This window comes from Streptomyces cahuitamycinicus (assembly GCF_002891435.1).
In the GTDB taxonomy this organism is placed as follows: Bacteria; Actinomycetota; Actinomycetes; order Streptomycetales; family Streptomycetaceae; genus Streptomyces; species Streptomyces cahuitamycinicus.
The window spans coordinates 1-9,942 of record NZ_POUC01000306.1; the positions used below are offsets into that span (position 1 = coordinate 1).

At 70.8% G+C, this 9,942-nt stretch carries 10 protein-coding genes and 1 pseudogene; 4 read left to right on the plus strand and 7 right to left on the minus strand.

The window, feature by feature from the left end; all coding sequences use genetic code 11:
- Window positions 1-34: 34 nt before the first annotated feature.
- Entirely contained in the window at window positions 35-493 is a 459-nt protein-coding gene (locus C1J00_RS30635) for a molybdenum cofactor biosynthesis protein MoaE (RefSeq protein ID WP_102912242.1), read from the minus strand.
- A 270-nt stretch (window positions 494-763) separates the two neighbouring features.
- Window positions 764-1,888 (minus strand): SDR family oxidoreductase, encoded by a 1,125-nt coding sequence (locus C1J00_RS30640; RefSeq protein ID WP_102912243.1) that lies wholly within the window; start codon window positions 1,886-1,888, stop codon window positions 764-766.
- A 192-nt stretch (window positions 1,889-2,080) separates the two neighbouring features.
- Here C1J00_RS30640 and C1J00_RS30645 point away from each other — a divergent pair, with 192 nt between their 5' ends.
- Entirely contained in the window at window positions 2,081-3,541 is a 1,461-nt protein-coding gene (locus C1J00_RS30645) for a zinc-dependent metalloprotease (RefSeq protein ID WP_102912244.1), read from the plus strand.
- Window positions 3,538-4,059: an NUDIX hydrolase gene (locus C1J00_RS30650; RefSeq protein WP_102912245.1), complete on the plus strand. Its 522-nt coding sequence runs from the start codon at window positions 3,538-3,540 to the stop codon at window positions 4,057-4,059. Before C1J00_RS30645 ends, C1J00_RS30650 begins: the two co-directional genes overlap by 4 nt.
- Window positions 4,060-4,214: 155 nt before the next feature.
- Here the strand turns inward: C1J00_RS30650 and C1J00_RS30655 are convergent, their stop codons facing one another.
- The 4 genes and pseudogenes from C1J00_RS30655 to C1J00_RS48380 all read right to left on the minus strand — a co-directional run.
- Entirely contained in the window at window positions 4,215-4,970 is a 756-nt protein-coding gene (locus C1J00_RS30655; RefSeq protein ID WP_102912246.1) for an AIM24 family protein, read from the minus strand.
- Between the two features lie 15 nt (window positions 4,971-4,985).
- Window positions 4,986-5,666 carry an AIM24 family protein gene (locus tag C1J00_RS30660; RefSeq protein ID WP_030854889.1) on the minus strand — a complete coding sequence of 227 codons (681 nt, stop codon included), beginning with the start codon at window positions 5,664-5,666 and terminating at the stop codon, window positions 4,986-4,988.
- 11 nt (window positions 5,667-5,677) lie between these two features.
- Entirely contained in the window at window positions 5,678-6,331 is a 654-nt protein-coding gene (locus tag C1J00_RS48375; protein WP_439333447.1) for an AIM24 family protein, read from the minus strand.
- A gap of 42 nt (window positions 6,332-6,373) precedes the next feature.
- Window positions 6,374-7,237: pseudogene (locus C1J00_RS48380) on the minus strand (DedA family protein); the annotation flags it as partial.
- 135 nt (window positions 7,238-7,372) lie between these two features.
- Between C1J00_RS48380 and C1J00_RS30675 the strand changes: the two are divergent.
- Complete coding sequence (locus tag C1J00_RS30675) at window positions 7,373-7,738, plus strand: YbjQ family protein (RefSeq protein WP_102912247.1); 366 nt, start codon at window positions 7,373-7,375, stop codon at window positions 7,736-7,738.
- A 19-nt stretch (window positions 7,739-7,757) separates the two neighbouring features.
- Here the strand turns inward: C1J00_RS30675 and C1J00_RS30680 are convergent, their stop codons facing one another.
- Window positions 7,758-8,528, minus strand: coding sequence for a MerR family transcriptional regulator (locus tag C1J00_RS30680; protein ID WP_102912248.1), 771 nt, complete (start codon window positions 8,526-8,528; stop codon window positions 7,758-7,760).
- A gap of 102 nt (window positions 8,529-8,630) precedes the next feature.
- On the opposite strand from C1J00_RS30680, the gene C1J00_RS30685 reads away from it, so the two are divergent.
- On the plus strand, window positions 8,631-9,917 hold the full coding sequence (locus tag C1J00_RS30685; RefSeq protein WP_102912249.1) for an ion channel protein: 1,287 nt from the start codon (window positions 8,631-8,633) through the stop codon (window positions 9,915-9,917).
- The last annotated feature ends 25 nt before the right edge of the window (window positions 9,918-9,942 follow it).

A 9,942-nucleotide genomic window follows, 5' to 3' on the forward strand; every position in this document is an offset into this window, starting at 1 on the left:
CCCGTCACCCGACCACCACCCCTCAAGGACGGCGCTACGCGCCGACCCATTCCTCGGTGCCGTCGGAGAACTTCTGGTGCTTCCAGATGGGCACTTCGTGCTTGAGGTCGTCGATCAACTTCCGGCAGGCCTCGAAGGCCTCTCCGCGATGTGGGCAGGACACCGCGACGACCACGGCCAGGTCCCCGATCCGGAGGTCCCCCACGCGGTGCACGGCCGCCAGTGCCCGCACCGGGAACTCGGCAGCGACCTTCTCGGCGATCCGCCGCATCTCGGCCTCGGCGCTGGGGTGGCACGAATACCCCAGCTCCTCGACATCGGCGCCCCCGTCGTGGTTCCGCACGGCCCCCACGAAGAGCGCGGTGCCCCCGGCCGCGTCGTCCCCGACGGCCCGGAACACCTCGTCCAGGGAGAGTGCCGAGTCCCGGATCCCGATCAGCCGGATCGGGTCCTGCGCGGCCTGCTCACCGGGGTGATCGTTCGTGGTTGCCATGCCCCCATCGTGCCGCACGCGACCGACAGCACGGAATAGAGCCATCGACCGGCACGCGCGCGTACGCGTGGTCGTCGCCTGATGCGGAGGCACGATGCAGAGGTCTCGACCGGATACGGGGCTGGATGCGGGAGCGTATGCGGGGGCCTACGGGAGGCCGGAAGCAGAGGCGTCCACCCGGTACGAAGCCGGGAAGCAGAGGCCTCCGCCCGAAACGAAGCCCCGAAGCAGAGGCCTCCGCCCGTATGCGAGGCCGGGCGCAGGTCTGCGTCAGATTCGGCGCCGGGCCTTTCGCGCCCGCCGTACCACCGCCGCCGCGCCCAGCAGTGCCACCGTCGCGCCGGCGGCACCAGCGGCCGTCGCGTCCTTGCGGCCCAGCCGCCGCCCGGCGACCGTGTGCCGGCCGGCGACCTCCTCCAGGAGTTCCGCCAGCACCTCCTCGTTGGTGTACTGCGGGCGCCAGCCGGCGTCGTGCAGCCGGCTGCCGCTCACCACCCACGGGTACATCGTGTACGCCAGGTCCCCGGCCGGCGACGGCGTGAGCCCGATGCGGTGCAGCCGCGCCGCCGCACCCAGCGCTACCGCCGACGGCAGCTCCATCCGCCGGATCCCGCTGAGCTCCTCGACCTCCTCCTGCTCCAGCCAGCCGTCGCACCCGACGGCCAGTTCCCCGTCGACCTTCTCCAGGACGGCGTACTCCAGCGCGCTGCACAGGTCCTCGACGTGGCAGAACTGCCACGCGGGCCGCGACCCGGCGACGACGAGGAGCCGGGGAGACTCGAAGTACCTGGTCAGCGCGGTGTCCGTGCCTCCGCCCACCAGCACGGCGGGCCGTACCACGGTGACGTTGAGCCCCGGGTGCGCCCGGGGCGCGCGCCTCGCCAGCCGTTCGATCTCCAGCAGGTCGCCCACTCCGGTCGCCTCGGCGGTGGCGCGCAGCTCGGCCTCCTCGGACAGGGGCAGCTCATTGTCGGGCAACGCCCCGTAGACCATCGCCGAGGTGCAGAGCACGACCCGGTGCACTCCGGCCGCCGCGGCGGCCGTCAGGACGGTCTGCGTCCCCCGCACGTTGTAGGCCGTTCGGGCGGCCGCGTCGGTTTCCAGATCGAGATCCAGCGCGAGGTGCACCACCACGTCGGCACCGCGCAGCTTGTCCGCGATGGCCGGATCCCGTACGTCCAGGATGTGCCACTGGGCCGACGCGCACTCGCCGCGCCGCTCGTCGATGGCCACGACCTGCTTGACCTCGTCGGACGCGGCGAGCTGCTCGGTGAGCAGGGCTCCTACGCCGTACGCGGCGCCGGTGACCGCGACGACGGGGCCGCGCGCCGCGGGACTCGCGGAACTGGTTGACTGGTTTCGCGCTGCGCGAACCTGCGGATCTGGGGAACTCACCGGGCGTCTCCAGCGGTTGTCTTCAGTACGAGCGCGTCCGACGCGTGCGTACCAGGTGGCATCCATCCTGCCGCAGGCCGTCAGTCGGCGAAGCACCGAGGCCCGATCCGCCCCAGGTGTCTACGCTGGGTGGTGATGTCGGGCAGCCGTGCCGCCGGAAAGAACCGGCGGCCCTACCAGCCGAGGAATCCCGTGAGTGACACCCCATTCGGATTCGGCCTTCCGCCGGAGGAGCCGGACGACGGCGACGAGGGCAAGAAGAAGGACCAGCAGAGCGGTGGTGGTCAGGGACCGGCCAACCCGTTCGGTTTCGGCGACCTGCCCGGAGCCGGAGGCTTCGGCGGAGGCCCTGGTGGCCCCGGCGGCCCCGGTGCGGACAATCCGTTCGCAGCCATGTTCGGGTCGCTGAACCCCACCGACCTGGGAGCCGCGTTCCAGCAGCTGGGCCAGATGCTCTCCTACGAGGGCGGCCCGGTGAACTGGGACATGGCCAAGCAGATCGCCCGCCAGACCGTCTCCCAGGGCAGTCCTGACGGCACCAAGGACGCCAGTGTCGGCCCCGCCGACCGCAAGGGCGTCGAGGAAGCCGTCCGCCTGGCCGACCTGTGGCTCGACGATGCCACGTCCCTGCCCTCCGGCGCCGCCACCGCGGTGGCCTGGAGCCGCGCGGAGTGGGTCGAGGCCACCCTGCCCGCCTGGAAGGAGCTCGTCGACCCGGTCGCCGAGCGCGTCGGCACCGCCATGGGCGACGTCCTGCCGGAGGAGATGCAGGCCATGGCCGGCCCGCTGATCGGCATGATGCGCTCGATGGGCGGCGCCATGTTCGGCACGCAGATCGGGCAGGCCGTAGGCGTGCTCGCCGGCGAGGTCGTCGGCTCGTCCGACGTCGGCCTGCCGCTCGGCCCGGCCGGCAAGGCGGCGCTGCTGCCGGTGAACGTCGAGACGTTCGGCAAGGACCTGAGCGTCCCCCAGGAGGAGGTGCGGCTGTATCTCGCCCTGCGCGAGGCCGCCCACCAGCGTCTCTTCGCGCACGTGCCGTGGCTGCGCTCGCATCTGTTCGGTGCGGTCGACGGCTACGCGCGCGGGATCAAGGTCGACACGGCCAGGCTGGAGGACGTGGTCGGCCAGTTCGACCCGCAGAATCCTGAGCAGCTGCAGGAAGCCCTCCAGCAGGGCATGTTCCAGCCGGAGGACACGCCCGAGCAGAAGGCCGCCCTGGCCCGTCTGGAGACTGCTCTGGCGCTCGTGGAGGGCTGGGTGGACGCGGTGGTCCACGCCGCCGCGAAACCCCGCCTGGCGTCCGCCGACGCCCTGCGCGAGACGTTGCGCCGCCGCCGCGCCTCGGGCGGTCCGGCCGAGCAGACGTTCGCCACACTGATCGGCCTGGAGCTGCGCCCGCGCCGCCTGCGGGACGCCTCCCGTCTGTGGGCCTCGCTCACGGACGCGCGCGGTGTCGACGGCCGGGACGCCCTGTGGCACCACCCGGACATGCTGCCGACGGCGTCCGACCTCGACGACCCGGACGGCTTCGTGCACCGCGAGCAGATCGACTTCTCCGAGCTGGACAAGATGCTCGGCGAGGCGGCGGACAAGCCCGACCTGAAGAAGAAGGACGAGAGCGAGGACAAGAGCAAGGGCGACGACTCCGAGTGAGCCTGTACGACGACGCGGTCCTCGTACTGAAGGGGTACGAGGACCAGACGGACCTCCGCCAGGCGTATCTCGACCATCTGGCGGAGCATCCGGACGGCTTGTGGAAGGCCTGCCAGGCGGGGCACATCACGGCGAGCGCGCTGGTGATCGACCCCGACGGCGGCCGGGTGCTGCTGACGCTGCACACGAAGCTGCAGATGTGGCTGCAGCCGGGCGGCCACTGCGAGCCGGGTGATGCCCGTCTGGCGGACGCGGCCCTGCGCGAGGCGACGGAGGAGTCCGGTGTCCCGGGGCTCTCTCTGCTGCCCGGCGGCCCGGTGCGTCTGGACCGGCATCCGATCCCGCCACCGTGTCACTGCCACTTCGACGTCCAGTACGCGGTCGTGGCGCCACCGGACGCCGCCCACACGATCAGCGACGAGTCCCTGGACCTGCGCTGGTTCGGGTACGACGAGGTTCCGAACGTGGCGGACGAGTCGGTCGTACGACTACTGGCGGCGACGCGCGCGAGGCTCTGAGCGGGTGTAAGGGGCGGCCGCATGAGCGGCCGGCCCTTACACGTGGTCCTGACCGGGGGTGCGCGCCCCGTCAGGGACGCGGAGAACTGCGCGACCGGCCACGGACGGCCCGCGGCAGGACGAACAGCCCCCGATCGGCCGGGCCCGCGTAGCGCTCAGCTCCAGACGTTGCCCTGGTTCTGGCCCCGTGCCCCCTGCTGGCCCATGCCGTACTGCGCGGCGAGGCCCGAGCCGACCTGGGCGCCCTGCGGCGGCAGCAGCTCGCTCGGCTGGACGAGCGCGAAGCCGGTACCCATGAAGCTCAGCTCCCAGCCCTCGCCGGTGCTGCCGCGGCGCCGCCACACCCCGGAGGAGTGCGTCTGGGCCTGCATCTGCACGCGCAGGCTCGTCGACCAGGCGACGATCGCGTCGGCGTCGCAGTTGACGTACTTGTCGGGCGTCACCTGCAGCAGCAGCGGCATCCCGGAGGTCATCAGGGCGAGCTTGCCCCGGCCCGTGATGTTGAGCTGGTACTTCCCCGAGCCGGAGATGCCGTAGAGGCTGTCCACGGCGATGACCTCGTGGTGCAGGGAGGAGTCCATCGCCAGCACGTAGCTGCTGTCGACGGTGAGGCCGTCCTGGTCCACCTCCATGACGTGCACGTGCTGCTTGAGATTGGCGAGGTAGACCGTGCCCTGCCCGTGGCAGCGCATCAGGTCGAGCCCCTCACCGGTCTGCGCACGCGCGCGGGACTGGTCGTTGCTCTGGTACTCGGCGTCGAACTCGACGAGGCCCTGGTAGGCGACCATAGTGCCCTTGCGGGCCAGGATGTCGTCGTGGCCCTCCAGGGCGACGCGCAGCATCTGCTTGTTCTGCAGACTCCAGCGGTCCTGGGTCTGCTGCTCGTTGTAGGCGAAAATCGGGCTCTGCATGGCGTGTGTTCCCCCTCAGCCCCGGACCCGGAGGCGGTCGGTGCTGTCCTCGCTGGGCTGGACGACGACGATGCCCTGACCGGAGAAGGCCATCTGGTAGGCCTCGCCACTGCCGCGGCCGATCAGCGACTGGGCCCGGAAGCTCCGCTTGCCCTTCACCTTGAGGTTCGGGGACCAGGCGACGAGCGCGTCGGGGTCGACGTAGGTCTCGTCCTCGCCGCCTCCGCAGTCGACGACGATGGGCTTGCCCCGGGAGGTCAGCGCGACCCAGCCCTGTCCGGAGATCTTGGTGTTCCACAGGCCCTGCCCGGCGAACTTCGCCAGCCCCTTGACCCGCTCCACGCCCCACGTCAGGTGGGCGTCGAATGCGAGCAGATTGGTGGCGTTGACGGAGATGCCGTCACCGTTGAGGTTGATGACGACGACATTCGCCCCGTAGTCGGCGAGGTAGAGCAGGCCGTCGCCGGAGCACTTCATCAGGGGCGCGCCCTCGCCGGTGAGCCAGTCCTTGGCGATCTGACGCACGGCCGGCGGGTTGGGCTCGTACTGCACGAAGCCTTCGTAGGCGACCATCGACCCCACGCGCGCGAGGAGATCGTTCCCGGTCTGCATGGCGACCTTCAGCATGTGGTTGCCGTGGTTCTCCATGCGGGCGGTGACGGGTGCGGGGGCATGGCCCGCGAGCTGCTGTGTCATGACGGGCTCCCTCAGACCTCGTACGGCTGGACGACGATGAAGTTGCCGGGCGCTCCCCGGAACTGGAGGTTGACGCTCTCCCCCGTGTCACCGGCGTAGGCGTTGCGGCGCATCCTCACCTGGCTGGAGACGACGACCTGGGCCGCCGCCGACCAGGCGACCACGGCGTTGCAGTCGGCGAACGTGGTGGGCGTGACGGGCAGCACCACGGGCGTGCCGTGCGTCTTCACGACGATCGTGCCGGTGCCCTGGAACTGCATGGTGAACAGCGCGCCGCCGGGGATGCCGTGGCCCTCGATGCGGCGGATCTCGTACTGGAGGCTCTCGTCGAACGCGAGGACGTTCTCGGCGGAGACACAGACGGCGTCACCCTGCAGTTCCAAGGGGTGCAGCATGGTCGAGTTCTCGGCGAGGAACACCTGGCCCTGGCCCGTGCAGCGCATCAGCTGCATCTCCTGGCCGGTCGCGTTGCCGGCGATCCGGCCGGAGAACCCGGCGCCCTTGTAGCTGAAGTCGACCTTGCCCTGGTAGAGCACCATGCTGCCCTGCCGGGCCAGCACGGGCTGTCCGCCGATGCCGAGGTCGACGCGGACGAGCTTCTTGTTCTGCTGCGTCCAACGCTGCCCCGTCGGGGTCTCCTTGAACTGCTGGAGCGCGGCGGACACACCGGGGCACTGGGGAGCGCCTTGAGGAGCGCCCTGCGGGGCGCCGTGCGGAACGCCCTGCGGGGCGGGGGCCTGTCCGAACGGCTGCTGCTGGCCGTAGCCCGGGCTCTGCGGGTACTGGCCGTAGTACTGCTGGTCGTCGTAGCCGTTCTGGTTGCCGTACGGGGGCTGCTGCGGCTGGTGGTGGGGCGGCTGGTCGTCCGGGGTGATGCGGCGGAGCTGGGTCGTCGCGTCGTCCATGGCGGGGGTCTGCTGCTGCCGCTCCGCGGGGGCCTGCGCGGCCCCGCGCTTCTTCTTCGAGCGCTCGCGCAGGTACTCGATGATGATCGGGACGACGGAGAGCAGGACGATCAGGACGAGGATCGGCTCGACGTTCTTGTTGATGAAGTCGATCTGGCCGAGCCAGTAGCCGGCGACGGTGACGCCGGTGCCCCAGAGGATGCCGCCGATGATGTTGTACGTGAGGAACGTGCGGTACTTCATGCGGCCGGCGCCCGCCACGATGGGGGCGAAGGTGCGCACGATGGGGACGAAGCGGGCCAGGACGATCGCCTTGGGGCCGTACTTCTCCATGAACTCGTGGGCCTTGTCCAGGTTCTCCTGCTTGAAGAGCTTGGAGTTGGGACGGTTGAAGAGCTTCGGGCCCAGGAACTTGCCGATCGTGTAGCCCACTTGGTCACCGATGACGGCGGCGAGCACGATCAGCGTGCAGACCAGCCACAGCGGCTGGGTGATGTAGGTGCCCTCGGCCACGAAGAGGCCCGCCGTGAACAGCAGGGAGTCACCGGGCAGGAACGCGAAGAGACCGGACTCCGCGAAGACGATGAGCAGGATGCCGGGCAGACTGAACGTCGAGATCAGGTAGTCCGGGCTGAGCCACTCGGGGCCGAGCGCAAGCGTGGTCACGGGGATGTGGCTCCTGCTGCTGTGGGGTACGGGCTGGGGCTGGCTGCCTCAAAGTATCAACGCAACCGTCATGACCCAGGTTCCATGGGCGTACTCAGGATGCACTGTGCGCGGTCCCGGTCAAAGCTGTGAACCATGGGCATCGATGAATACGGCGGCGGTCAGGGCCCGGAGCCCGACGTCCTCGTCGTCACCACGAACGACGTACCCGGCTACCACGTGCGCGAGGTGATCGGCGAGGTCTTCGGCCTGACCGTGCGCTCCCGGCACCTGGGGAGCCAGATCGGCGCCGGGCTGAAGTCGATGGTCGGCGGCGAGCTGCGCGGGCTCACCAAGACGCTCGTGCAGACCCGCAACCAGGCCATGGAACGACTCGTCGAACAGGCACGCGCGCGTGGCGCCAACGGCGTCCTGGCGTTCCGTTTCGACGTGACGGAGGCGGCGGACGTGGGCACCGAGGTGTGCGCGTACGGCACGGCGGTGGTCCTGACCCGGGAGTGAGGCACTCCCGGGTCGGGGATCAGGAGGTGTGGCGGTCCGCGTTGGCGGCGATCGCGTCCTTCAGGTGCTCCGCGAGGCCCGGGCGCATCGCGTCGTAGAACGCCGTGAAGCGCTCGTCGGAGACGTACATCTCGCCGAGGGAGCGGTGGAGCTCGTAGGAGCACTCGTAGAACGACCTGCAGATGTGCTGCCGGTGCTCCTCCGCCAGGGCCATGGCCGCCTCACCGGCCGGGTCCTCGCCCGCCGACATCAGGGCGACGTAGCGCTCGCCCCACTCGGCGGCCTCGGCCTGGATGCGCTTCCAGTCCTCCTTCGTGTAGCTCGCGGTGCGGCGCTGCGACTCGGCGTACTCGTCCGTGCCGCCCCAGCGCGCCTCCACCTCCTCCGCGTACTGCTCCGGGTCCTTGCCCCCGAAGACCTCGAACTTCTCCTCGGGTGTGAGGTCGAGTCCCATCGTGCGTGCCTCCATGGCGTGCTCCACGGCCGCCGCCATCTTCCGCAGCTTCTCGATCCGGGCGGTCAGCAGTTCGTGCTGCCGGCGCAGGTGCGCGCGCGGGTCCGCCTTTCCGGTGGCCTGATCGTCGAGCAGGGCGGCAACCTCGTCGAGCGGGAAGCCGAGCTCCCGGTAGAACAGGATCTGCTGCAGCCGGTCGAGGTCGGCGTCGCTGTAACGCCGGTGGCCCGCGTGGCTGCGTTCGCTCGGGACGAGCAGGCCGATGTCGTCGTAGTGGTGCAGCGTGCGCACCGTGACGCCGGCGAATCCCGCGACCTGTCCCACGGAGTAGTTCACTTCCGCTCCCTTCTTCTTCCGTGCTCCACGGTCGGGCCTCACGCCACGTGAGGTGCAAGCGTGTTTGCGATTTGTCCGCTTTAAGGCGCTTATGGTGTGCGCGTGGTCCAGGATCCCGCGCAGCAGGCGCCCTCCGTCACCCCCGCGACTCCCGCCCGCACCCTGGTGCCGACGATCCTGCCCGCCCTGGCCGTGGGGATCCTGTCCAGCCTGGTCCTGGTCGGGGTCGAGGTCGCCGCCGAGGAACTGGAGCACGTGCTCTGGGGGCCGCTGCCCGACGCGCTGGGCATCGGCCGGTACTCCGTGGCATGGATGTTCGTGATGCTCCTCGCGACCGGCGTCGCGGTCGGGCTGGTGGTGTGGAAGATGCCGGGGCACGCGGGCCCGGATCCGGCGACCATCGGACTGGACGCCCCCGTCCTGCCGCCCGTCGTGCTGCCGGGGCTGCTGCTGGTGACCGTGATGATGCTGGCCGGCGGGCCCAGCCTCGGCCCCGAGAACCCCATCATCACCGTGAACGTCGCCCTTGCGGTCTGGCTGGGCGCCCGGCTCGTGCCGCGGGCGCCGGGCCGGGTCTGGCCGGCGCTGGCCGAGGCGGCGACGATCGGCGCCCTGTTCGGCACGCCGGTCGCGGCGGCCCTGGTGATCTCCGAGGCGCTGGCCGGGAAAGAGGCCCGCGGGCTGCTGTGGGACAACGTCTTCGCACCGCTCACCGCCGCCACGGCCGGTGCCCTCACCGCCACCCTCATCGATCACCCGAGCTTCGACCTGAACCTGCCCTCCTTCGGCCGGCCGGGCTGGAGCGACCTGCTGGCGGCGGTCGTGGTCGCGGCGGTGGGCGCCCTGCTCGGCATGGCCGTGGTGCGGGCCTTCCCGTACGTGCACGGCGCCTTCCGCCGGCTGCGCCACCCGATGCTGATGCTCCCGGCGGGCGGCCTCGTGCTGGGCGCCCTCGCGGCCCTGGGCGGACATCTCACGCTGTTCAAAGGGCTGGACGAGATCGCCGAACTCGCGCGGGACCCGGACGGCCGGTCGGCCGGGGAGTACGCCCTGCTGACAGTCGTGAAGCTGGCCGCGCTGCTGGTCGCCGCGTCCTGCGGCTTCCGGGGCGGGCGCATCTTCCCGGCGGTGTTCGTCGGCACCGCCCTGGGCCTGGGCGCCCATGCCCTGGTGTCCGGGGTGCATCCCTCGATCGGGGTCTCGGCCGCCGTGCTCGGAGTGCTGCTGGCCATCACCCGGCAGGGCTGGGTGAGCCTGTTCGTCGCCGCGGTGCTGGTCGCTTCGCCGGGGATCATCGCCGTGCTCTGCGTCGCCTCGCTGCCGGCCTGGCTGCTGGTGACGGGCCGGCCGCAGATGCAGCTGCGCGAGGACGGCACACCGGTCCGCTGAAACCCGTCCCCCTCCCCTCCCGAAC

Excerpts from the sequence above, each read along its gene's own strand:
- C1J00_RS30635 (WP_102912242.1), bottom strand. The coding sequence starts at position 493 with ATGGCAACCACGAACGATCACCCCGGTGAGCAGGCCGCGCAGGACCCG.
- C1J00_RS30655 (WP_102912246.1), bottom strand. The coding sequence starts at position 4,970 with ATGCAGAGCCCGATTTTCGCCTACAACGAGCAGCAGACCCAGGACCGC.
- C1J00_RS30660 (WP_030854889.1), bottom strand. The coding sequence starts at position 5,666 with ATGACACAGCAGCTCGCGGGCCATGCCCCCGCACCCGTCACCGCCCGC.
- C1J00_RS30675 (WP_102912247.1), top strand. The coding sequence starts at position 7,373 with ATGGGCATCGATGAATACGGCGGCGGTCAGGGCCCGGAGCCCGACGTC.